At 68.1% G+C, this 22,660-nt stretch carries 18 protein-coding genes and 4 pseudogenes; 7 read left to right on the top strand and 15 right to left on the bottom strand.

Annotated elements, in window-relative coordinates; all coding sequences use genetic code 11:
* The 3 genes from N0A20_RS04510 to N0A20_RS04500 form a co-directional block, all read right to left on the bottom strand.
* Entirely contained in the window at positions 1-1,731 is a 1,731-nt protein-coding gene (locus tag N0A20_RS04510; RefSeq protein WP_260582794.1) for a hypothetical protein, read from the bottom strand.
* A 19-nt stretch (positions 1,732-1,750) separates the two neighbouring features.
* Positions 1,751-1,957 (bottom strand): hypothetical protein, encoded by a 207-nt coding sequence (locus tag N0A20_RS04505; RefSeq protein WP_260582793.1) that lies wholly within the window; start codon positions 1,955-1,957, stop codon positions 1,751-1,753.
* 92 nt (positions 1,958-2,049) lie between these two features.
* Positions 2,050-3,696 carry an FAD-dependent oxidoreductase gene (locus tag N0A20_RS04500; protein ID WP_260582792.1) on the bottom strand — a complete coding sequence of 549 codons (1,647 nt, stop codon included), beginning with the start codon at positions 3,694-3,696 and terminating at the stop codon, positions 2,050-2,052.
* 245 nt (positions 3,697-3,941) lie between these two features.
* Between N0A20_RS04500 and N0A20_RS04495 the strand changes: the two are divergent.
* Positions 3,942-5,136, top strand: a pseudogene (locus N0A20_RS04495) (type III PLP-dependent enzyme).
* An 88-nt stretch (positions 5,137-5,224) separates the two neighbouring features.
* On the opposite strand, the gene N0A20_RS04490 reads toward N0A20_RS04495, so the two are convergent.
* The 3 genes from N0A20_RS04490 to N0A20_RS04480 all read right to left on the bottom strand — a co-directional run bounded on the left by N0A20_RS04490 (position 5,225) and on the right by N0A20_RS04480 (position 8,213).
* Positions 5,225-6,622, bottom strand: coding sequence for an autotransporter outer membrane beta-barrel domain-containing protein (locus tag N0A20_RS04490; RefSeq protein ID WP_260582791.1), 1,398 nt, complete (start codon positions 6,620-6,622; stop codon positions 5,225-5,227).
* Positions 6,623-6,788: 166 nt separating this feature from the next.
* Positions 6,789-7,457: an autotransporter outer membrane beta-barrel domain-containing protein gene (locus N0A20_RS04485; protein WP_260582790.1), complete on the bottom strand. Its 669-nt coding sequence runs from the start codon at positions 7,455-7,457 to the stop codon at positions 6,789-6,791.
* Between the two features lie 294 nt (positions 7,458-7,751).
* Complete coding sequence (locus N0A20_RS04480; RefSeq protein WP_260582789.1) at positions 7,752-8,213, bottom strand: hypothetical protein; 462 nt, start codon at positions 8,211-8,213, stop codon at positions 7,752-7,754.
* Positions 8,214-8,765: 552 nt separating this feature from the next.
* Here N0A20_RS04480 and N0A20_RS04475 point away from each other — a divergent pair.
* The 4 genes from N0A20_RS04475 (at position 8,766) to N0A20_RS04460 (ending at position 11,634) form a co-directional block, all read left to right on the top strand.
* The gene (locus tag N0A20_RS04475; protein ID WP_260582788.1) at positions 8,766-9,284 is read left to right on the top strand and encodes a helix-turn-helix transcriptional regulator; all 519 of its coding nucleotides are present in this window, start codon (positions 8,766-8,768) and stop codon (positions 9,282-9,284) included.
* A 245-nt stretch (positions 9,285-9,529) separates the two neighbouring features.
* The gene (locus tag N0A20_RS04470; RefSeq protein WP_260582787.1) at positions 9,530-10,690 is read left to right on the top strand and encodes a CaiB/BaiF CoA transferase family protein; all 1,161 of its coding nucleotides are present in this window, start codon (positions 9,530-9,532) and stop codon (positions 10,688-10,690) included.
* Between the two features lie 65 nt (positions 10,691-10,755).
* On the top strand, positions 10,756-11,187 hold the full coding sequence (locus tag N0A20_RS04465; RefSeq protein WP_260582786.1) for an MAPEG family protein: 432 nt from the start codon (positions 10,756-10,758) through the stop codon (positions 11,185-11,187).
* A 12-nt stretch (positions 11,188-11,199) separates the two neighbouring features.
* Positions 11,200-11,634, top strand: a complete 435-nt coding sequence (locus N0A20_RS04460) for an MAPEG family protein (protein ID WP_260582785.1) — start codon at positions 11,200-11,202, stop codon at positions 11,632-11,634.
* Positions 11,635-11,773: 139 nt separating this feature from the next.
* On the opposite strand, the gene N0A20_RS04455 is transcribed toward N0A20_RS04460, so the two are convergent.
* The 8 genes and pseudogenes from N0A20_RS04455 to N0A20_RS04420 form a co-directional block, all read right to left on the bottom strand.
* On the bottom strand, positions 11,774-12,973 hold the full coding sequence (locus N0A20_RS04455) for a class I SAM-dependent RNA methyltransferase (protein WP_260582784.1): 1,200 nt from the start codon (positions 12,971-12,973) through the stop codon (positions 11,774-11,776).
* A gap of 1 nt (position 12,974) precedes the next feature.
* Complete coding sequence (locus N0A20_RS04450; protein ID WP_260583820.1) at positions 12,975-13,958, bottom strand: NAD(P)H-hydrate dehydratase; 984 nt, start codon at positions 13,956-13,958, stop codon at positions 12,975-12,977.
* Positions 13,861-14,334: an NAD(P)H-hydrate epimerase gene (locus N0A20_RS04445; protein ID WP_260582783.1), complete on the bottom strand. Its 474-nt coding sequence runs from the start codon at positions 14,332-14,334 to the stop codon at positions 13,861-13,863. The genes N0A20_RS04450 and N0A20_RS04445 overlap by 98 nt, the downstream gene beginning before the upstream one ends.
* Before the next feature lie 222 nt (positions 14,335-14,556).
* A complete protein-coding gene (locus N0A20_RS04440; protein WP_260582782.1) occupies positions 14,557-14,952 on the bottom strand; it encodes a hypothetical protein in 396 nt (131 codons plus the stop codon).
* Positions 14,949-16,811, bottom strand: a pseudogene (gene ilvD / locus N0A20_RS04435) (dihydroxy-acid dehydratase). Before ilvD ends, N0A20_RS04440 begins: the two are co-directional and overlap by 4 nt.
* A gap of 41 nt (positions 16,812-16,852) precedes the next feature.
* Positions 16,853-17,603 (bottom strand): annotated as a pseudogene (locus N0A20_RS04430) (N-formylglutamate amidohydrolase).
* Positions 17,600-18,450, bottom strand: a pseudogene (locus tag N0A20_RS04425) (4-(cytidine 5'-diphospho)-2-C-methyl-D-erythritol kinase). Before N0A20_RS04425 ends, N0A20_RS04430 begins: the two co-directional pseudogenes overlap by 4 nt.
* Entirely contained in the window at positions 18,447-19,622 is a 1,176-nt protein-coding gene (locus N0A20_RS04420; protein ID WP_260582781.1) for a tetratricopeptide repeat protein, read from the bottom strand. Before N0A20_RS04420 ends, N0A20_RS04425 begins: the two are co-directional and overlap by 4 nt.
* A gap of 34 nt (positions 19,623-19,656) precedes the next feature.
* Here N0A20_RS04420 and N0A20_RS04415 point away from each other — a divergent pair, with 34 nt between their 5' ends.
* Positions 19,657-20,136: a hypothetical protein gene (locus N0A20_RS04415; protein WP_260582780.1), complete on the top strand. Its 480-nt coding sequence runs from the start codon at positions 19,657-19,659 to the stop codon at positions 20,134-20,136.
* On the opposite strand, the gene N0A20_RS04410 is transcribed toward N0A20_RS04415, so the two are convergent.
* The gene (locus N0A20_RS04410; protein WP_260582779.1) at positions 20,093-21,748 is read right to left on the bottom strand and encodes an electron transfer flavoprotein-ubiquinone oxidoreductase; all 1,656 of its coding nucleotides are present in this window, start codon (positions 21,746-21,748) and stop codon (positions 20,093-20,095) included. The two genes, N0A20_RS04415 and N0A20_RS04410, sit on opposite strands and share 44 nt — an antisense overlap.
* A 264-nt stretch (positions 21,749-22,012) precedes the next feature.
* On the opposite strand from N0A20_RS04410, the gene N0A20_RS04405 reads away from it, so the two are divergent.
* Positions 22,013-22,657, top strand: a complete 645-nt coding sequence (locus tag N0A20_RS04405) for a uracil-DNA glycosylase family protein (protein ID WP_260582778.1) — start codon at positions 22,013-22,015, stop codon at positions 22,655-22,657.
* The last annotated feature ends 3 nt before the right edge of the window (positions 22,658-22,660 follow it).

Here is a 22,660-nt window from a genome sequence, read left to right as displayed (position 1 = left end):
TCATCGTTTGGACCAGTATGAAAAGGGATATTGGTTGGTCCGGCCATAAGTATAGTCCTGAAGCGCCTTGAGCGTCGACTGATGGTCGGCGCTCTGCTGGCGATAGGTCGCCCAGCTGTCGGTGCTGCCCGCCGACGAATAGCTTGAACCATAGCTGCCCGACGCCACCTGCGGCTGGCGCATCCGCCGTTCGATGTCGTTGATCTGGCGGATACGGAGGTTCGCCCATTCGGCGTCGGCCGCCGCGATCCCCGGCATGGCCAGCAATTCGCGCAGCGCGGGGATGCCGGGCTCGACGCTGTCGGACCGATCGGCGAACGGTAGGCGCTTGAGGTACGCGGCATAGGCGCCCGGACCCGCGCGGCGCGCGGCATAGCGCGGATCGCGCGCCGCGCGCGCATCGTCGGCCGCCTTTTGCGCGGCGCGCACTTCGGCCGCGCGCTGATCGGCAAAATATTGCTTCCAGCGCTGGCTGTTCACCTTTTCCTGCACTTCGGCGACGCTGATTTCGAAGAGCTGGCCGATCAGCGCGTCGCGCGTCGGCGCGGTGCGCCCGATTCCGCCGCGCGAATAAGAATATTTGCCCATCGCCAGCACGCGCCACGGCCCGTTGACCGGCTGCGCGATCAGCCAGTTGCTGCCGGACTGGAAATATTCGCCGTTCGAGCGGCCTTCGGCGCGGGTCTTGACGAACTCGGCGGTCCTGTAGGCGACCGACTTGTCGATATGGCCCTTGTCGTCGATGCGGTAATAGATCAGCGACGCCGTCGGCCCTTCGGGGCCGGAAAAGATCGCGAAGAAGTGGTTTTCCAGAATATCGGGCTTGAAATAGCCGATGCCGCCGGGGGGCAGGATCGGCTGGCCGGTGGTCGAAATCGGCACGAACAGATCCTCGCCGACCGGGAGCGGCACCGCCCAGCCGCTGTCGTCCGCCACCGGAAAATCGGGGCCGAAGGCGGTGCGCACCGGGGCCACCGGCAGCGGGTTGATCAGCGGCTGGAAATCGAGGTCGAGCAGCTCGTGCGCCTGGCTGCCCGCGACGATGTCATAGCTGATCAGCCACAGGCGCGACCGCGCGCTGTTGTAACTCGGCGTCGCATATTGCGGCGCGGGCCAGCTCTTGACGATGACCGGGGGCGACCATTGCGAGCGGCCATAGACCTCGCGCGTCTCGTCGGCGGGCTTCGGATGGATGTTCTCTCGCTTCAGCACGACGGCACCGCTTTCGTCGAACACTTCCAACGTCGCGGGGCGCAATTGCTGCCGCCACGGCTTGCCGCGCTCGGCGGGCGGCAGGTCGGCCACCGCCTGCATCGTGTAGACGCCGACGCGCCACGGCGCGCCGCTCAGGCTGTTGTCGATGATCTCGGCGATATCGACCGCGGGCGTGCGCGCGCCGGTCGCCGGATCATATCGCTCATAGGTCTGGTCGCCCAGATGCGACATGATGAAGACCCCGCGTCCCGGCACGATCCGCACCTGCCGGTACACGGTCGGCAGGATCACCTTGCCCCTGTCGTCCTCCAGCCCCTGGAACGACATGCCGCCCTCGCCGCGCGAGCTGGTCACGGGCGGGCGCTCCGGCAGGCCCTGCGTGTTGCGGCCCCAGATACGCTCGCATTGAAAGGTCGCGATGCCCGCGCCGTCGGCGCGGCGGATCACCTGCCGCACCTTGCGGCCGCCGACGTCGAACCAGGGGCCATAGGCGGCGGGGCCGACATTGTGCGGCACGCCCAGTTCGGCGTCGGCGCTAGGCCGGATAGACTTTCGTCGGCTCCCAGTTCTTGTTGCCGTTGTAGCGCTTCATTTCCTTGGGATCGCTGTCGCGGGCGACGGCGTTGCTCGGCATGCAGGCGAGCGCCGCCTGGGCCGGCAGACACAGCAATCCGGCGAGCAGCAGGCCGCACAGCAACGGGCGCGGTTGTTTCACCGTGCGAAGAATATCCATCGATTTCATGACTCCACGGCGCGACCCGAAGTCCAGCTTGCGATATCATGGTGTCGACCGCAACCCCGTGTTTCGTCGAACGACGATTGGGGTATCGCCGGTTAATTCGTTTCCGCCAGCGCGGCGTGGATATCGCTCACCACCACCGACCCCTCGCCCACCGAAGAGGCGACGCGCTTGACCGATCCCTTGCGCACGTCGCCGATGGCGTAGATGCGCGGCCAGCTCGTCTCGTAGCGCGTCGGCATCCGGTCGAGCGCCCAGCCGGCCTTGACCAGCTCGATCGGCGCGATGTCGGTGCCGGTCTTCACGAAGCCGCGTTCGTCGCACACCATTTCCTTCGGCAGCCAACTGGTGTTCGGCGTCGCGCCGAGGAAGAGGAACAGGAAATTGCAGTCGCAATGATCCTCCGCCCCCGTCTCGCGGCAGCGATAGGTCAGCCCGCCCAGCCGCTCCTCGCCGTGCAGCGCGACGACGTCGGTCGATCCGATGATCTCGATGTTCGGATGTTCCTCCAGCCGTTTGACCAGATATTCGGACATCGTCTCGCGCAGGCTCGCGCGGCGGAAGATGACATAGACCTTCTTCGCGACGCTCGCGAGATAGATGGCGCCCTGCCCCGCCGAATTGCCCGATCCGACGACCGTGACCTCGGCATTGCCGCACAGCTGCGCCTCCATCGGCGTCGCGCCATAATAGATGCCGCGCCCTTCATAGGCCTCGATCCCCTCGATCGGCAGCCGCTGATATTGCGCCCCGCTCGCCACCACCACCGCGCGGCTGCGCAATTTCCGCCCGTCGATGAGGTGCAGGCAATAGGCGTCGCCATCGCGCCCGATCGACGCCGCGCGCACCGGCGACACCAGCCGCGCGCCGAATTTCTGCGCCTGCACCGTCGCGCGCCGCGCCAGTTCGTTGCCCGAAATGCCGGTCGGAAAACCCAGATAATTCTCGATCTTCGACGAGGTCCCCGCCTGCCCGCCGGGCGCGAGCAGATCGAGCGCGATCACCGTCAATCCCTCCGACGCGGCGTAGACCGCCGCCGCCAGCCCGCCCGGCCCGCTGCCGACCACCAGCACATCGGCGGTCGCGCCATCGGGGAGCAGGTCGAGCCCCAGCCCCGCCGCCAGATCCTCGGGCGTCGGCTGGACCAGCACGTCGCTGGCGCCGAGGATCACCGCCGGCAACTGGTCCTCGTTCAGCCCGCGCTCGGCCATCAGATGGCCCGCGACCGGCCCGTCGGCGGGGTCGAACCAGCGGTGCGCGACGCCATGCTTCATAAGCAGGTCGCGCATCGCATAGACGCTGCGGTCCATCGCCGCGCCCAGCACGATGATCGCGGCAAACCCCCGGCTGTTCCCGAACTCGCGCCGCGCCGCGAAGACGCGCACGAACACGTCGGAAAAATGGCTGTTCCCCGCGATCATCCGCTGAAAACTCTCGTGCGGGATACGCAATATCTCGCCATCGACACCCATGGCGACGCGCGACAGATGCCGCTGGCCGGTGAGCACCGACAGGTCGCCCGCGAACTGCCCGCGCTCCATCCAGCCGACGCGGCGGCTGCCCTCGTCGGTCTGGACGAAGATGTCGGTGTGCCCCGACAGGGTGACGATGCAGTCGGGCGCCATCGTCCCCTCGGCAAGGATCAGATCGCCCGCCCGGTGCGATTCGACCGTGCCGAACGCGATCAATTCCTCGAGCTCTGCGTCGGAAAAAGTGTGGTTCACGTCGGCGGGCGGGGTCATGCGGCGCGATCCTTTCGGCGGGAAGAGCCCGATACCAATAGCCTGAGTCGCCGGTTTTGTCCCCCGGTTACCGCGCGCCGCGCCCGCTTCGGCGCGACTGTTACCGCAAGGTTACAAAATTGCGCGAAAGGGTCTTTACAGGGGGGAGCCCCCTCCATATATGCGCTCTCCGCTGCCCCAGGGGGACTTCCAATAACCGCAAGGCAGCCTTGTTGTTTCACGTTATTTTTTGGGGGTCCCTTGAGTTGCACCAGCATCATAGCGCCCACGGGCTGATTCAGGCACTTTCGCCGGTCGAACCTGTCACGCTTGTCCGTCCGCACGCCGCGGCGCGCGCAGCGCGTTTCTTCATCGAGCGATTTCCCGGCACGACCATGTACGCGGTCAAGGCGAATCCGTCGCCTGACCTGCTGCGCGTGCTGTGGGATTCGGGCGTCACGCACTATGACGTCGCCTCGATCGCCGAGGTGCGGCTCGTCGCGCGCACGCTGCCCAAGGCGGTGCTCTGCTTCATGCATCCGGTGAAGGCCGAGGAGGCGATTTCCGAAGCCTATTGGAAGCATGGCGTGCGCACCTTCTCGCTCGACACGATGGACGAACTGCAAAAGATCGTGCGCGCAACCGAGGGCGCCCAGGATCTCAACCTGCTCGTGCGCCTGCGCGTCTCGTCGGATCACAGCAAGCTCAGCCTCGCCGCCAAGTTCGGCGCCGAGCCCGAGGATGTCGCAGAACTGCTGATGGCGACCCGCCAGGCCAGCGACGCGCTCGGCATCTGCTTCCACGTCGGCAGCCAGGCGATGACCCCGCACGCCTATGCGCAGGCGATGGAGCGCGTCCGCGCCGCCATCGTCGCGGCGTCGGTGACGGTCGACATCATCGACGTCGGCGGCGGCTTTCCGTCCTCCTATCCCGGCATGGAACCCCCGCCGCTCGGCGCCTATTTCGACACGATCCACCGCACCTTCGAAAGCCTGCCGATCAGCTATTCGGCCGAGCTGTGGTGCGAGCCGGGCCGCGCGCTTTCGGCGGAATATAGCTCGCTGATCGTGCGCGTCGAAAAGCGCCGCGGCGACGAGCTCTACATCAACGACGGGGCCTATGGCGCGCTGTTCGACGCCGCGCATGTCGGCTGGCGCTTTCCGGTCACGCTGCTGCGCGAGCCCGAGAGCGACGCCGAACTGACGGCGTTCAGCTTCTATGGCCCGACCTGCGACGACCTCGACCATATGGCCGGCCCCTTCTTCCTGCTCGGCCGATATCAAGGCGGGCGATTTCATCGAGATCGGCATGCTCGGCGCCTATGGCTGCGCGATGCGGACCAAGTTCAACGGCTTTGGCGCCGACGAGACCCATGTCGTCAGCGACGAACCGATGGTCAGCCTGTACACGGGCGAGGCCGAGCCCGAGCGGCGCACGGCGACGGTGACCAAGCTGTTCTGACCGCGCGCAAGAGTCTGTCCCGATCGGGTTGAACCGGGCAAGCCCCTCTGTCTCGAGAGGGGCGATTCCGCTGAAACAGGATAGACTTTTAAAAGCGAACCCTGACGCCCACCGTTCCGCTATGCAGGGTCAGCCCGTCGCGCAGGCGCGCGTCATAGGCGGCGAAGGCGGTGGCGTTGGGGCCGAGCTTCAGCCCGGCGGCCAGCCCCGCCTCCCCGCCGACCGCGCCGAGGCTCGGGCCGTCGAGCGTCATGTCGACGTCGATGCCGACGAAGCGGACCGGGATGGCGATCGGGTCATTGTCCTGCACGGTGACGCGGGCGTAGCTGCTCACGGTGAGCGGCCCGGCCTCGTGCTGCGCCTCGATCCCGGCCCAGCCCTTGGCAAAGCCCTGGCTGGCGGCGTCGGCCTCGAGCGCGATATTGCCGGTCTCGGTGAAGGCGCCGCTGCGCACCCGCAGCCACTGGCCGCCAACCGACGGCGTCAGCGTCCAGCCGCCTACCTGAAAGTCGCGGCCCGCCTCGGCGGACAGGCTCGTCGTGCGGATGCGATTGCGGCCACTGGCAGTGATCGCGATGTCCGCGGGCGCGGTTTCCGTATTGGCATGGCCATAGCCGAACGACCCGCTACCCCGCACGAACCAGCCGCCGCCCGACCATGCCAGATGCGCGCCGAACTGGGTGAGGTTGATCTCGGCCCGCTCGCCCACCGCCGGCAGACGCAGCCGAATCCGCCCCGCGTCGAAGCCGGCGCCGCCGGTGAGGCCCGGTGCCAGCGTAACGGAACCGCCGCCGGTCATGCCCCAGGCCTTGCGCTTGTCGCCCGGTATCTCGCCGCGCGCATCGCGCTCGCCGGTCCAGCCATAGCCCGACAGCCACAGGCCCGGCGCCCGGCCCGCATTGCGCAACCGCGTGCCGAACATGTCTACGCTATCCCCCGCCGCCTGCGGCGCGAGGCCATGGACCGAACCTACCCGCCGCACGATGCCGGTCAACATATATTGCTCGAAATTGGTGGTCGTCTCGGTCGTCACCGTCGCCTGCGCCACGGTGTAGATGATGTCCGTATTCACGTTGATGTTGGTATCATTATTGCCGAGCACCAGCGTCGTGCCCGTATCCTGGCAGGTCGGGCGAGTGGTCGAGGGAAGCGTGCCGACATTGCAGGTCGTAATCGCGCCGACCGTCAGGCTCCCCGGCCCCATGGTGAGGACGCCGGGCCCCATCATCGTCCGGGTATCGGTCAACGCATAGGTGGTGATGCTCGACGAACTGGTCGTGCTGGACGAAGCGGTCAGCACGGGCGCGCCGATGATGACGCCCGGACCGCCCGCATTGGTGATGGCGAGGCGCGCCGCCTGCACGCCGCTTTGCACCAGAGGGTCGTCGAAGGGTGCCGCGAAAATCTGGTCGTAGAGCGGCTGGCCGCCGAGCAGGCGTCCGATGATCTGTGTGGAGTTGAGCGTGATCCGGTTGGTGGTGACCACCGCCGCAGCGTGAAGACGATGCTCTCCGTGGTCGAGGTCGTGGTAGTGAAGACACCCTCCTGCGCCGCCGCCGGTGCGCCCGCGAAAATCCCCGCCGTGGCGGCCAGCAGCGCCGCTATCCGTTGTGCCCGCTTGCTCATGATCTTTCCCCTTTGCCCGACGCGCCTCAGAATCTGATCCGCACGCCCACCGTTCCGCTGTGCAGGGTCAGCCCGTCGCGCAGGCGCGCGTCATAGGCGGCGAAGGCGGTGGCGTTGGGGCCGAGTCTCAGCCCTGCGGCCACGCCTGCTTCGCCGCCGACCGCGCCGAGGCTCGGGCCGTCAAGCGTCATGTCGACGTCGATGCCGACGAAGCGGACCGGGATGGCGATCGGATCCTTGTCCTGCACGGTGACGCGCGCATAGCCGCCGATAGTGACGGGACCGGCCTCCCGGCGCGCCTCGATCCCCGCCCAGCCCTTGGCGATGCCGGTGCTCGCCGCGTCCGCCTCGAGCGCCAGATTGCCGTCTTCGGTGAAACCGCCGCTGCGCACCCTGAGCCACTGGCCGCCGATCGACGGCGTCAGCGTCCAGCCGCCTACCTGAAAGTCGCGGCCCGCCTCGGCGGACAGGCTCGTCGTGCGGATGCGATTGCGGCCGCTGGCGGTGATCGGGACATCGACCGGCGCGGTCTGCGTGTTTGCATGGCCGTAGCCGAATGCGCCGCTGCCGCGCACGAACCAGCCATCGCCCGACCATGCCAGATGCGCGCCGAACTGGGTGAGGTTGATGGTCGCCCGCTCGCCCACCGCCGGCAGGCGCAGCCTGATCCGCCCCGCGTCGAAGCCGAGCTCCACCGGTGAGGCCCGGCGCCAGCGTGACAGAACCGCCGCCGGTCACGCCCCACGCCCGGCGATGATCGCCCGGGATCTCCCCGCGCGCGTCGCGCTCGCCGGTCCAGCCATAGCCGGACAGCCACAGGCCCGGCACCCGCCCCGCATTGCGCAGCCGCGTGCCAAACATGTCGGCCGAATCTCCCGCGGCCTGCGGCGCGAGGCCGTGGACCGAGCCCACCCGCCGCACGATGCCGGTGATCGTATATTGCTCGAAATTCGTCGTCGTGTTGGTGGTCGTGGTCGCCGTCTCGATGGTCAGATAGGTTTCGGTGTGCACGTTGATGTTGGTGTCGTTGAGGCCGAGCACCAACGTGACGCCGCCAAAGTCGAGGTCTCCGACGAGCAGGGTCGCGGGTCCGAAGGTGACGACGCCCGGTTGGACGTCGTCATATCCGCTGCGGGACACTTCGACGGTGACGCTCGACGAGTTGGTGCTGCTGCTGGAGGCGGTGAGCACCGGCACCCCGATGATGACGCCCGGCCCATGCCGGCATTGGTGATGGCGAGCCGCGCCGCCCGGACACCGCCCTGCACGAGCGGATCGTCGAACGCGACGCCGAAGCTCTGGTCGTAGAGCGGCTGGCCGCCCAGCAGGAGGCCGATGATCTGCGTCCTGTGGTCGGTGACGTTGACGATCGTCAGCGTGTCGTTGATTGTCGTGGTTGTATGATGCGATGTCGTTGACTTGATTTCGCCTTCTTCAGTCTCCTGCGCCATCGCTCAGCGCGCCCAGGAAAATCCCCGCCGCGGCGCCCAGCAGCGCCGCCGTCCGATATGCCCTACCCATGCTCCGTCCCCTTTCATCGCCCCAGGGCATTTCGGAACCCGGCCCCCGCCACGCCGCTCCGGAGGGCGAAGCCGTCGCACGGGCGCCGGATTGCCCACAGGCAAAATCATCGGCGGTGGTATTCATAGAAATGCCGGGAACGAAAATCGCAGCGCCGCGCCCTATCCAAAAGCTCCCCGAACGGGGAGGTTGACAGGCGCGGAGAGCATCGGCGGCGGTCTTGAAGCGGGCGGTGATCCATGCGATCTTCCACGGGTAGGGGGAATAACCGGCGATGCTGTTCCGCATCCTCTCACGCGCCGAAAGCGCGCTCGCGGCGGCGACGCCGGAGGAAGCCAGCGCGCGCTTTTTCGCGGCGATGGAAGGCCTGGGCGCCTCCTCGCTCCAGACCCGGCTCTACCGCCGGCCCGGCGGCGCGCTGACCTCGGCGAGCCACTGGGCGGCCGAGCGGCTTCGTCGCCCGGATCGCGCGCGACGGCTGGGTGGGAAGCGGCGGCTACAATTATATCTGCTTCGACTGCAACCCGCTCCTCGCCGCGATCCGCGAGAGCCGGACGCGCTATCGCTTCAGCGACTTCGCGCCGCGCGGCCGGCGCGAGTTCGGCGCCTATTGGGAGGCGTTCGGCGAGGCCGGCATCGCCGACGCCTTGTGCGCCACATCCTACGGGCCGGGCGGCGCGATCGCCTCGCTCCACCTCGGCGTCGGCGACCCCGACATCGCCCCGGAAGAGGCCCGCGCCATCCAGATGGCGGGACTGGTGCTGACCGAGCGGCTGCTCGACTTCGCCGGCTTTTCCGACGAGGACGGCGTTCGCCTGACCGACCGGGAACGCGACAGCCTCGCCCTGGTCGCGGAGGGCAAGACCGACTGGGAGATTTCGGTCATCCTGGGAGTCTCGCAGGCGACCGCGCGTTTCCACGTCAACAATGCGCGCCGCAAACTGGGCGCCGTCACCCGCGCGCAGGCGGTGGCGCGGATGGCGGCGCGGCGGCTGATCTAGGGGCGGATTCGATCAGGCTGAACCCCGCCGACCGGAAAACAGGAACCGTCCCCTTCGGGACGGGCGAATTTCCGCTGTCCTGACGAATCCACCCTCGCTACGCTCCTCTCGATGACCTGCTTCGCCATTCTTGCGCCCGCGCCGCCGAGTCCCTGTTTCTCCTGCGCGTCAGGTGTCGACGTCATCGACGTCAGACGGGCATCGCGCCGCCCTGTCCCCGTCGTTCCCGAACGGATCTCCCGCCCATGACCCTGCTTTCCGGCATCCGCATCATCGACCTCACCACGGTCATCTTCGGCCCCTATGCGACGCAGATGCTCGCCGATCTCGGCGCCGAGGTCATCAAGGTCGAGACGCCGGGGCTCGGCGACGTGTCGCGCTATCTCGGCAACGGCATTCCCGACCCGACGATGGGGTCGATCCACCTCAATGTGAACCGCGGCAAGCGCTCGATCGCACTCGACCTGAAACAGCCGGAGGACGCCGCGGTGCTGCGCGACCTGATCGCGACCGCCGACGTCTTTTTCCACAATGTCCGCGGCAAGGCGATCGCGCGGCTCGGCTTCGATTATGCGGGTTGCAAGGCGATCAAGCCCGACATCGTCTATGTCCATGGCACCGGCTTCGGACAGGACGGGCCTTACGCCGACCTCCAAGCTTATGACGACGTCATCCAGGCCGCGACGGGCACGACGACGCTGCTCCCGCGCGTCGACGGCGACCCGCGCCCGCGCTATCTGCCCTCGCTGATCGCGGATAAAGTGGCGGGCCAATATGGCGCGCAGGCGATCCTCGCCGCGCTGATCCACAAATTGCGCACCGGCGAGGGCCAGGCGGTCGAGGTCGCGATGTTCGAATGCTTCACCAGCTTCATGATGGTCGAGCATCTGCGCGACGACACGCTCGACCCGCCGATCGGCCCCGCCGGCTATCCGCGCCAGCTCGACCCGACGCGCCAGCCCTTTCCGACCAGCGACGGCTATCTCGCCATTGTTCCCTACACCCCCGATTCGACCGCGCGGCTGCTCGGCCTGCTCGGCTGCGCCGGCCTGCTCGACACGCCCGCGTTCGAAGCGGCCAAGGCGAAGCAGCAGCATATGACGCTGGTCTATACCGCGATCGCCGAACGCACGCCCGCGCGTTCGACCAGCGAATGGCTCGCGATCTTCGCCGCGAACGACATCCCCGCCATGCCGGTCCGCGACCTGCAGGATATTCGCGACGACCCCCATCTCGCCGCCACCGGCTTCTTCCGCCACCGCACTCATCCCGACGTCGGCGGCTATTACGAGATGCAGCCGCCGGTGAAATATGGCGCCGCAAAGCCGCGCGACATCGGCTTCGCGCCCCGGATCGACGGCGACGGCCCCGCGATCCGCGCCGAGCTGGCGGCGCGGCGGAGCTGAACATCCGCCGTTGCATTGTCGCGCGTGCGCCTTAGCATCGCGGCCAAACAGAAAGGGGGAGCAAAATGCCGCATACCATTCTCGCACCCGCCGCCGTGCTCGCACTGTGGACCGTCATCATGTTCTTCTGGCTCGCCGCCGCGCGCTTCCGCGCGCTGAAGAAGGCGGGCATCGACCTCGCGAAATCGCCGCCCGGCGGCCGCGGTTCGGACCTCGAGGGCATCCTGCCGCCAGAGGCGAACTGGAAATCGCACAATTATACGCACCTGCTCGAACAGCCCACGCTCTTCTATGCCGTCGTCCTGATCCTGCACGCGGTCGGCGGTTACCCGGCCTATGTCGTGTGGATCGCCTGGGCCTATGTCGCGCTGCGTATCGTCCACAGCTTCTGGCAATCGCTGGTGAACCGCGTCCCGGTCCGCTTCGCGCTGTTCTTGCTGTCGACGTTATGCCTGTTCGCGCTGGCCTTGCTGGCGGTGATCGCCACCTTGGGTTGAGGGAGAGAGACAATGGGAACGAATGCGATATTGGGGCCGGTCGCCACGCTGGCCCTGTGGTCGATGGTGATATGGGTCTGGATGTACGCGACGCGCATCCCCGCGATGAGCCGCGCCAAGATCGACGCCGCCAAGATGGTGGGCGGCACCGGCAAGAGTCTCGACGACGTGCTGCCGCCCGAGGTCCAGTGGAAGGCGCACAACTATAATCATCTGATGGAACAGCCGACGGTTTTCTATGCCGTCGCGCTGGCGCTCGCGATCGGCGGCATGGGCGGCGGACTGAACGCGAAGATCGCCTGGGCCTATGTGGCCTTGCGTATCCTCCACAGCCTGATCCAGGCGACGGTCAACCGCGTGATGTGGCGCTTCGCGGTGTTCGCGCTGGCCAGCCTCGCGCTGATCGCGCTGTGCCTGCATGCCTTCATGGGGTTCGTGCTGCATTGATCCTGAAACGCCCTCCCCTTCAGGGGAGGGCAGCGAGACTTACGAACTTGTTCGTTAGTCGCAGCGGGTGGGGGCCATCGGCCTTGCACAAGGCCGATGGCCCCCACCCCAACCCCTCCCTGAAGGGGAGGGGCTTTGGCTATTTCGAAAACCGTCCCGCCAGTTCGACATGCGTCGACCAGCGGAACTGCCCGACCGGCCGCACCCAGTCGAGGCGATATCCGCCCGCAACCAATATCTTCGCATCGCGCGCGAAGCTCGCGGGGTTGCAGCTGACATAGGCGACCGCGGGGACGTTCGACGCCGCCAGTTCCTTCACCTGCTCCTCGGCCCCCGCGCGCGGCGGATCAAGGATCACCGCGCCGAAACGGTCCAGCTCCTTCGGCACCAGCGGCCGCCGGAACAGGTCGCGATGCTCGCCCGCGACCTGAGCCCGCGCCCGGTTCGCGGCACCGGTCAGCGCCGCGATCGCATCGCGCGCGCCCTCGGCCGCATAGACTTTGCGTCCCGCCTGCACCGACAGGGCAAAGGTGCCGACCCCGGCGAACAGGTCGGCCACCGCCGCCGCCTCGCCGATCGCACTGCGCACTGCTTCGATCAGTGTTTCCTGCCCGACCGCCGTCGGCTGCAGAAAGGCAAAGACCGGCACCTCGACCGCGATGCCGCCGAAGCGTACCGTCGGCGGATCGGGCTGCCACAGTGTCTCCGGCCCGTCGCCCTGGTCGATCACGAAGCGCGCCAGCCGGTTCGCGCCGGCGAAATCCTGCAGCGCCATGGCGGCGTCGAGCCCCTCGGCCTTCACGCCCTCCAGCACCAGTTCGACGCCCTGGTCGAGCATCTGCATCCTGACCTTCACCGGCCGCCGCTGCGGCGCGATCAGCGCCAGCAGCTCGCGCACCGGCCCGACCAGCGCGAACAGCTCGGGGAGCAGCAGCGGACACATGCGCATGTCGACGATCTGGTTGCTCTGCGCCGCGTTGAACCCGATCGCGACCTGCTTGCCGGTGCGCAGCGCGGTCAGCACGGCGCGGCGGCGGCTGTACGGCGGTGACAGCAGCGCGGGCAGCACTTCGTCCGCCGCAACCTCCTGCCCCGCCAGCCCGCCGATCACCCGGTCGCGGACATAGTCGGCGAGCGCGCCCTCCGCGACGTGCTGCAACTGGCACCCGCCGCATTTGCCGAAATGGCGGCACGCCGGATCGGCGCGGTTCGGCCCGGGAATCACGATGCCGTCGGGGCGCACCCGGTCGCCCGGCACCGCGCCCGCCACATGGCGGCCATCGTCGGTCACGCCGTCACCGCGCGCGGCGATACGGGTAATCAGGGCGGTTTCGCTCACGTCAGTCCTTCACCAGCTCGTCGGCCACAAGGCCGGGGCCGATAGCCTCTGCGCGCGCAATATGCCAGCCCACCGCCGCAACCGCCGCGTCGAAGGCATCGCCCCCGCGCGCCAGCATCGCGCCGCACGCCCCCGCGAGCACATCGCCCGTCCCCGCCGTCGCAAGCCAGGGGCTGCCCGGCCAGGCTGCGACGACACGGCCATCGGGCGCCGCGATCACGGTGTCGGCCCCCTTGTAGATCACCACCGCCCCCGCATCGGCGGCGACGGCTTTTGCCCGGTCGATCTTGCTGCCCTCCAGCCCCGGAAAGGCCTTGGCGAACTCGCCCTCATGCGGGGTCAGGATCGCGGGCACCGCCCCGCCAAGCGCGCGCAGCCGTGGCAGGGCCGACGCAATGGCGGCGGCGTCGAGCACCATCGGCTTTTCCGCATCGAGCGCAGCGGCGACGTCGGCGTCCAGCCCCTCTCCAGCCGGATGGCCCGGCCCGACAACCACCGCCCCGACCCGCGCATCGCCCAGACGCTCGCTGTAGCGGTCGCCCCCTTCCGCAATAATCGCCTCGAATGGCGCGTGTCCGGCGCCGCTCAGCACGACATAGCCCGCTCCGCCGCGCAGCGCCGCAGCCGCGGTCAGCCGCGCGGCGCCCGGCATCGGCCCGGCACGGACCAGCACCATCCCGCGAGTGAACTTGTGCGCCGTCGCACCGGGCGCCGCAGTCGCCGGTCGAGGCGCCGTCCGCATGGTGCGATCCGCCGCAATGCCGATGGGCGCGAGCAGCACACGCCCGCAATGTGGCGCGGCGGGCAGCAACACATGCGCAGGCTTCAGCGCCCCCAATGCCAGCGTGACATCGGCGGGCAGCGGCGGCGCCCAATCGTGCAGCCCGTCACCATCCACCCCGCTCGGCACATCGACCGCCAGCACCCGCCGCCCGGCAAAGCGGCGCAGCACAGCCACCAGATCGTCGCCGACCGGCCGCGTCAGCCCGACCCCGAACAGCGCATCGACGATCAGCGGCGCCGGCTGCCGTCTCCCCGGTCAGCGCCTCGACCGGCCCGCCCCAGCGCGCCCGCGCCGCGCGCGCCAGATCGGTCGCCGGCTCGGCGAGGGCGGCAATCCGCACCCCGGCTCCCCGTTCGGCGAGGATGCGCGCCGCCACATAGCCGTCGCCGCCATTATTCCCCGACCCGCACAGGATCAGCACCGGCCCGCCCGCCGCCATGCGCCAGGCGGTATCGGCGACCGCCGTGCCAGCGCGGTCCATCAATTCGGACAGCGAGGTTCCCGCCTCCGCGCACGCTGCCTCCGCCGCACGCATCGCGGCGGTGGTCAGGATCGGGGCGTCGATGGGCACGGGCATAGGGCGTTGGTAGCGGGTTTCGGTGCCGGTGAGAACTCCGCGGCTCTAACGACCGACTCCGGGCGGAAGCGGACGTTGATCTCCCCTCCCTGCAAGGGAGGGGCCGGGGGTGGGTTGCCGCCGAAGGCGGCGTTCTTCCTCTTGCTCGCTACGCTCGCTACCCACCCCTAACCCCTCCCTAAAAGGGAGGGGAATAACTGCCATCCACCCCTAAGCGGTCTCTTAAATTAGTCCACCCCACCGGTATCCGTGCGGCAGCCGGTAGCGGTCGCCGCCGACCGCCACCTCGATCATGCCTTCGCCGATGATCGTCACCGCCGCCGGTTCCGACCCGTCAGCCGAAATCACCCCGCGTCCGTCGGTGGTGATCTGCAAACGCCGATAGCCGACGTCGGCGCGCCCGACGACCAGGATGGTGCCGCCCTCGCCGATCATCTCCTCGACGGTACAGGTGCGGTCGAACAGCTTGGCGCCCTCCAGTGCGCATTCGATGCGCCCGTCGTTCGCGGCGTCGCGCGCCTGTTTCGCCTCGGTCTCGGCCAGCCTGGCATTGTCGGGGGTGCGGTCGCAGGCGGCGAGCAGCAGCAGTGGCAGCGCCGCCAGTCCGATAATTCTCAACCCTTGCCCCCCTTCAGTTGCGACAGATCGCGCACCGCGCCGCGCGCGGCGCTCGTCGTCATCGCGGCATAGGCCTGAAGTGCTACCGAAACCTTGCGCGGCCGGGCTTTCGCGGGTTGCCACGCCGCATCGCCCTTCGCCTCCATCGCCGCACGGCGCTCGGCCAGCACGCTGTCGGCGACCGCGAGCGTGATCGTGCGCGACGGGATGTCGATGTTGATCAGGTCGCCATTCTCGACCAGCCCGATCGCGCCGCCCTCGGCCGCCTCAGGCGAGACATGACCGATCGACAGGCCCGAGGTTCCCCCCGAAAAGCGCCCGTCGGTGATCAGCGCGCAGGCGGCGCCCAGCCCCTTCGATTTGAGGTAGCTGGTCGGATAGAGCATTTCCTGCATCCCCGGCCCGCCCTTCGGCCCTTCGTAGCGGATGACGACGACGTCGCCCGCCTCGACCTGTCCGGTCAATATGCCCGCAACCGCAGCATCCTGGCTTTCATAGACTTTCGCGGGGCCCGAAAATTTCAGGATGCTCTCATCGACGCCCGCGGTCTTCACGATGCAGCCGTCGAGCGCGATATTGCCCGACAGCACCGCCAACCCGCCGTCCCTGCTGAACGCGTGGGTCGCCGAGCGGATCACGCCGCCCTCGCGGTCGAGATCCAGCTCGTCCCAGCGCCGGTCCTGGCTGAACGCGGTCTGCGTCGGCACGCCCCGGGCGCCGCCCTGAAGAATGTCTGCACCTCGGGATCGTTGGTGCGCGAAATATCCCATTTGTTGAGCGCATCGCCCAGTGTCGCGCTGTGCACCGTCGGCAGATGTGCGTGGATCAGCCCCGCGCGCTCGAGCTGGCCGAGGATCGCCATGATCCCGCCGGCGCGGTGGACGTCCTCCATATGCACGTCGCTCTTCGCCGGCGCGACCTTCGACAGGCACGGCACGCGGCGCGACAGCCGGTCGATATCGGCCATGGTGAAATCGACCCCCGCCTCGTGCGCGGCGGCGAGCAGGTGCAGCACCGTGTTGGTCGATCCGCCCATCGCGATATCGAGGCTCATCGCATTCTCGAATGCCTCGAAGCCCGCAATGCTGCGCGGCAGAACGCTGTCGTCGCCTTCCTCATAATGGCGGCGGCACATGTCGACGACGAGCCGCCCGGCATTGAGGAACAGCGCCTTGCGGTCGGCATGCGTCGCAAGCGTCGAGCCGTTGCCCGGCAGCGACAGCCCCAGCGCTTCGGTGAGGCAGTTCATCGAATTGGCGGTGAACATGCCCGAACAGCTGCCGCACGTCGGGCACGCGGCCTGTTCGATCGCGGTGACTTCGGCGTCGCTGTATTTTTCATCGGCGGCGGCGACCATCGCATCGACCAGATCGAGCGCGACCTCCTTGCCCTTCAGCACGACCTTGCCCGCCTCCATCGGCCCGCCCGACACGAACACCACCGGAATGTTGATGCGCAGCGCCGCCATCAGCATCCCCGGCGTGATCTTGTCGCAGTTGGAAATGCACACCATCGCGTCGGCGCAATGCGCATTGACCATGTATTCGACACTGTCGGCGATCAAGTCGCGGCTCGGCAGGCTGTAGAGCATGCCGTCATGCCCCATGGCGATGCCGTCATCGACCGCGATGGTGTTGAATTCCTTGGCGACCCCGCCATGCGCCTCGATCTCGCGCGCGACCATCTGGCCGAGATCCTTCAGATGGACATGGCCGGGCACGAATTGCGTGAAGCTGTTGACCACCGCGATGATCGGCTTGCCGAAATCGCCGTCTTTCATCCCCGTCGCCCGCCACAGCCCGCGCGCGCCGCGCCATGTTACGGCCATGAGTGGTGGTGCGCGAACGATAAGAAGGCATTTGAAGAATTCCTAGTAATTATATTTCATAGAATGGCGATGTCATGCGCCCCTACACGCTTCGAGCATGGGGGACAATGCCAGTTTGCCGACCATCCGGGTCAGCCGCTCCGCGAACAGCGCCTGCCCCGCCGCATCCGCCACCAGATCCTGCCGCATCTCGATCCCCACATAAGCAATGCCGTTCGCCTCGGCATGGCGGTTCATCGTCGCGTTGAGCAGCTTGCCCGAATAGGGAAGCTGGTCGCCGACGGTCAGCCCCTCGCCTTCCAGCGCCGCGATCGCGGGCGCGGCGAGCCGGTCGTCCTCGTTATAAAGCAATCCGACATGCCACGGCCGCGCCTGTTCGGGGTCGCTCGCGAGCGACGGCGTGAAGCTGTGCAGTGACAGGATCATCGCCGGACGGTGCGCCGCGATCGTCGCCGCGATATGGTCGTGATAGGGCTGGAAGAAGCGCACCATCCGCGCCTCGCGTTCCGCATGGCCCAGCGCATTGCCCGGGATCGCATGGCCGTCGCTGGCGATCGGCACCGCGCCGGGCGCCTCCTCGTCGCGGTTGCAATCGACCACCAGCCGCGACACGCCGCCGAGGATCGCGGCATCGACCGCGCCGCCCCCGACCAGCAGCGCCGCCACCTCGGCCACCCCGATGTCGACCGCGATATGCCGGGTCAGCAGCGCGGGGCCGATGCCGAGGTCGATATCCGCGCGGCACGAAATTCGACGCATGGTCGCCGATCAGCAGCACCCCGCCCGCGCGCGGCGTCCCGAGCGCCGACCACGCCTCGCTCATCGCAGCGTTCCCGCCATCTGCCACCAGTGCGGATGGCTTTCCGCCAGCTTCACCGACGCCGCATCGCGCTCGGCGAGCGCGTCGAACAGCGCGAAACAGGTCGCCCCCGACCCCGACATGCGGGACAACCAAGGGCCGAGCGCGCCGAGCTCGGTCAGCACGTCGACGATCGCCGGGCACTGCGCGATCATGCCGGCCGCTGCAGGTCGTTGCGCGCCGCGAGCAATTTCGCGCGCCCCGCCGGATCGCCATAGAGCGCGCCGCGGTCGATGCCGTCCCATGCCGCGAACACCGGCCCGGTGGCGACGGCCTCGCGCGGATTGACGAGCAGCACCGGCGTCCCGCCGAGCCGGAGGCCGGGTACCGGCGACAGGTCCTCGCCCATGCCGAGGCCCAGGCAGGTCGTGCTCGACACGCACGCCGCTACGTCCGCCCCCAGCGGTGCCATCACCCGCGCCAGCGTCGCATCGCCCAGTTCGGGCAGGAAATGGGTCCGCACCAGCCGCGCCATCGCCGCGGCATCGGCCGAGCCGCCGCCGATCCCCGCCGCGACCGGCAGCCGCTTGGTCAGCGTCACCGCCAGCGGCGGCACGCGATCCACGCCATAATGCCCGCGCAGCAGTGCGACCGCGCGCAGCACCAGATTGTCGGCGCCCGCGCTCAGTCCCCCGGCAAATTCGCCGTCGATCGTCAGCTTGTCCGCGCCAGCCACCCGCGCGGCGATCGCGTCGCCATGGTCGACGAAGGCGAACAGCGTCTCGATCTCGTGATAGCCGTCAGGCCGCCGCGCGCGGACATGCAGCGCGAGGTTGACCTTCGCCCAGCCGGTCTCGACGAACGCGGTCACGGCGCGGTCGTCGCGGGGGTGAGCCCGTCGCGCAATTTCGCCTCGATGCGGGTCGCCATGTCAGCCTCGGCGAGCAAAGCCGCCGCGCGCCAGGTATAGCGCGCCTGGAACCGCCGCCCCGCCTGCCAATAGGCGTCCCCCAGATGCTCGACGATCACCGCATTGCCGGGATCGCCCGCCTGCGCCTTTTCGAGCAAGGGCACCGCCTCGTCATGCCGCCCGGTCAGGAAATAGGCCCAGCCGAGCAGATCGGTGATCGCCGCGCTCTGCGGGTCCTGTGCCCATGCCGCCTCGATCTGCGCAAGCGACGCATCAACATTCTTGCGCCGTTCGATCGAGGAATAACCAACGAAATTGAGGATGTTGGGATCGTTCGGACGCAGCGCGACCGCCTTGGTGAGCAGGGGTTCGGCGGCGTCCCAGTCATCCGCCTGCAACAGCAGTTCGGCGCGCGCGATCAGGATGCTGCCGCGCAGCGCCACGTCATTCTCGTCGTCGTCCAGATCGGCGTCGAGCAGCGCATAGGCGCGCTCCGCCGCCGCGGCGTCGCCGCTCCGCCGCGCCACATCGGCATAGCGGATCAGCAGGATGCGCGACTTGGGCTCGTGCGCGATGGCGCGTTCGGCGAGGTTCACCGCGGCGGGAAAGCCGCCCTTGTCGGCGACCAGCTCGGCATAGCGCATCGCCAGCACGGGGGGAGGATCGCGGAATTCGGCAAGCACCCCCAGCGCATCGTCGGTCCGGCCGCCCAGCGCCAGCGCTTCCAGCAAGGCGCCGCGCACCTGCCAGTCGCTGGCATCGAGCCAGAAGGCGACACGCGCGAACAGCAACGGCACTTTGGGGTTGCTGTTCGGCGTACGCGCGAAACCGTCGGCGAGCAGCCCGAACCAATGCGCCGCCCCGGCACGCGGACTGGTCACCGGCTGGTCGGGAAGCAGCAGCACCGGGTCCTCGCGCTCGCCGGTCGCCAGCGCAATCCGCCCGCGCAGCCTTTTCGCCGCTTCCCCCTCGCCCGCCTTGTCGAGCGTTGCGGCGAGCCGCAGCGCGACGAGCTGGCTCGTGCGGTCGGTCAGCGTCACCTTGTCGGCGAGCGCCGCTGCGTCGGCAGGCCGCCGCGCCGCGAGCTGGACCAGCGCCGCCTCGAGCTGGAACAGCCGGCTGCGATGCCCCACGTCCGCCGGCGTCGAGCAAAGGACGCTCGGGCAATTGTTCGCGCAGTCCGACGTCGATCCAGCTGCTGAGCGGCGGCGTCACCAGCCGCGCGATGGCGTCACCGCCGGCCCGGTCGGGCCGCCCCGCGACATAGTCGCGCGCGGCCTTCCAGTCCGACCGGCGCATGGCGTCGGCGATCAGCACCAGTTGCGCGTCGAAGCGGCGGTCGCCCGCCGCCCACAGCCGCATAGCGGCGCTGCGCGCGGCGTTGAAATCGCCCGCCTCGATCGCCTGTTCGAGCATCCGCCCGCGCAGGCCGGGCAGGTCGGGCGCCAGGCTCGATACGGTCGTCAGCGCCGCGAGCGCCATCTGCGGATCGCCCGCATCCTCGGCCAGCCGCGCCCTTGCGAGCGCGTTCAGCGCCGCGTCGCTGCCGTCCGCCGCCTGCGCGGCGAGCGGGATCGACGCCGCCGCCGCGATCAGGCCAAGCTTACATATTCGGATAATTGGGGCCTCCGCCGCCTTCGGGGGTGACCCAGTTGATATTCTGGGTCGGATCCTTGATGTCGCACGTCTTGCAATGCACGCAATTCTGCGCGTTGATCACGAATTTCGGGTCGCCCTCGGCCTCGCCGACGATCTCGTAGACGCCCGCCGGGCAATAACGCTGCGCGGGTTCGTCATAAAGCGGCAGATTATATTCGACCGGGATCGACGGGTCCTTGAGCTGCAGGTGGACCGGCTGGTCCTCCTCATGGTTGGTGTTCGACAGGAACACCGACGACAGCCGGTCGAAGGTCAGCACGCCGTCGGGCTTCGGATAGTCCGGCTTCGGCATCATGTCGGCGCGGTACAGGCTTTCGTTGTCCGGATGATGCTTCATCGTGAACGGCAGGCGGATGCCGAAATTCTCGAGCCACATCGTCATGCCCGACAGGATCGTCCCCGCCAGATCGCCATATTTCTCGACGAGCGGCAGCACGTTGCGCACGACGCTGAGTTCCTTCTTCACCCAGCTTTCGTCATAAGCATCCTGATAGGCGGTCAGGACGTCGCTCCCGCGGCCCGCGGTCACCGCCGCAAAGGCCGCCTCGGCCGCCATCATGCCCGATTTCATCGCGGTGTGCGTGCCCTTGATGCGCGGCACGTTGAGGAAGCCCGCCGTGTCGCCGATCAGGACGCCGCCCGGAAAGGCCAGCTTGGGCACCGACTGATAGCCGCCGTCGCTGATCGCGCGCGCGCCGTAGGAAACGCGCTTGCCGCCCTTGAGGATCTTCGCGATCTCGGGGTGGGTCTTCCACTTCTGCATCTCCTGAAAGGGGGAGATGTGGGGGTTGCGATAGTTGAGCCAGGTCACGAAACCCAGCGCCACCTGCCCGTTCGCCTGATGATAGAGGAAGCCGCCGCCATTGGCATTGGCGTCGAGCGGCCAGCCCTGGGTGTGGATGACGCGGCCCTCGGCATGATTCTCGGGCCTGATGTCCCACAGTTCCTTGACTCCGAGGCCATAGACCTGCGGCTCGCAATCGGCATCGAGCGCGAATTGCGGTTTCAGCATCTTGGTCAGGTGCCCGCGTACACCTTCGCCGAAGAAGGTATATTTGGCGTGCAGTTCCAGCCCCGGCGCATAGTCCGGTTTGTGGCTGCCATCGCGGGCGATGCCCATGTCGCCGGTCGCGACGCCCTTCACCGATCCATCGTCATTGTAGAGGATCTCGGCCGCCGGAAAGCCGGGGAAGATTTCGACGCCCAGCCCCTCCGCCTGCTCGGCAAGCCAGCGGCAGAGGTTGCCGAGGCTGCCGGTATAGGTGCCCTTGTTGTGCATGAAGCCCGGCGTGATGAAATGCGGCACGCCGATCTTCTTCTTGGCGGTCAGCACCCAATGCTGGTTGTCGTTGACCGGCACCTCGGCCAGCGGACATCCCTGGTCGCGCCAATCGGGGATCAGTTCGTCGAGCGACTTGGGGTCGATGACCGCGCCCGACAGGATATGCGCGCCGACCTCGGACCCTTTTTCGAGGATACAGACCGACAATTCGCTGCCCGCTTCGTTCGCCAGTTGCTTGAGGCGGATCGCCGCCGAGAGCCCCGTCAGCCCCGCGCCGACGATGACCACGTCATAGGGCATCGATTCCCGTTCGCTCACCGCACATACCTTTCTGCCGTCCCAGCGCGGACATTCATCGTGCCCTGCGCTCATTCTGTCACGATTTGCGATGCCCGCCAATTGACGCGTCCGTCAACTGCCTGTTTGAAACAAATTGATGGGTGGGCAAAACTCCGTGTTGCTGGCGCACAGCTATTGCGACTGGTGGTCTCTGGCGGGCGTCGATGCACTCGTCGGCGAAACAGCCGAGCGGGCTGGCTCGCCGCGCCCCCGGCAAACGACCCCGCGCCCCAGCGCCCGAAAATGACGGTCGCCCCCGAACCCGAGGCCGCCCCCCTCCCCGCCGCGCTTCAGCGGCAGGAGGCGGTCGAGGCGCCCGCGGCGAAAGGCCCGGTCGAATTGCCGGGCGATTGGGCGGGCTTTCAAGGCTGGCTTCGCGCCCATCCCGATGTGCCCGGCAGCCAGTGGGACGCGCGCCGGGTGCTGCCCGTCGGCGAAGCCGGCGCGCCGCTGATGCTGCTCACCGCCTGGCCCGAAATCGACGACCAGCGCGATGGCGAACTCTTCGCGGGGCCCGCGGGCAGGCTGCTCGACGCGATGCTCCGCGCGATTGGACTGACGCGCGGCGATTGCTATATCGCCAGCCTCGCGGTCACCCGCCCGCCCGGCGGCCGCTGCGACGAGCGGGACGCCGCCGAACTCGACCGGCTGCTGTGGCACCATCTGCGCCTCGCCCGTCCCGGACGCCTGTTGCTGATCGGCAGCGACATCGTGCGGATGGCGGCAAAACTGGCATTGCCCGACGCGCGTGGAAGGTTACTCGATATTAACCAAGATGGCGGCAAGGTGGAGGCGGCGGCAATCGCGCATCCCGCAATGCTGCTGGCCCGGCCCGCCCAGAAAGCGGCGGCCTGGGATAGCCTGAAACTGTTCAACCGGGGACGTTGACAG

The sequence above is a fragment of the Sphingopyxis sp. PET50 genome (assembly GCF_025244705.1).
GTDB lineage: Bacteria > Pseudomonadota > Alphaproteobacteria > Sphingomonadales > Sphingomonadaceae > Sphingopyxis.
Note: the sequence above shows the minus strand (reverse complement) of the source record. Positions and strands in the feature narration are given on the sequence as shown.

What these genes read in the sequence shown, in the direction of transcription:
- N0A20_RS04505 (WP_260582793.1), bottom strand. Translation starts at nt 1,957, where the DNA reads ATGAAATCGATGGATATTCTTCGCACGGTGAAACAACCGCGCCCGTTG.
- N0A20_RS04500 (WP_260582792.1), bottom strand. Translation starts at nt 3,696, where the DNA reads ATGACCCCGCCCGCCGACGTGAACCACACTTTTTCCGACGCAGAGCTC.
- N0A20_RS04480 (WP_260582789.1), bottom strand. Translation starts at nt 8,213, where the DNA reads ATGGCGCAGGAGACTGAAGAAGGCGAAATCAAGTCAACGACATCGCAT.
- N0A20_RS04470 (WP_260582787.1), top strand. Translation starts at nt 9,530, where the DNA reads ATGACCCTGCTTTCCGGCATCCGCATCATCGACCTCACCACGGTCATC.
- N0A20_RS04465 (WP_260582786.1), top strand. Translation starts at nt 10,756, where the DNA reads ATGCCGCATACCATTCTCGCACCCGCCGCCGTGCTCGCACTGTGGACC.
- N0A20_RS04460 (WP_260582785.1), top strand. Translation starts at nt 11,200, where the DNA reads ATGGGAACGAATGCGATATTGGGGCCGGTCGCCACGCTGGCCCTGTGG.
- N0A20_RS04445 (WP_260582783.1), bottom strand. Translation starts at nt 14,334, where the DNA reads ATGCCCGTGCCCATCGACGCCCCGATCCTGACCACCGCCGCGATGCGT.
- N0A20_RS04405 (WP_260582778.1), top strand. Translation starts at nt 22,013, where the DNA reads ATGACGGTCGCCCCCGAACCCGAGGCCGCCCCCCTCCCCGCCGCGCTT.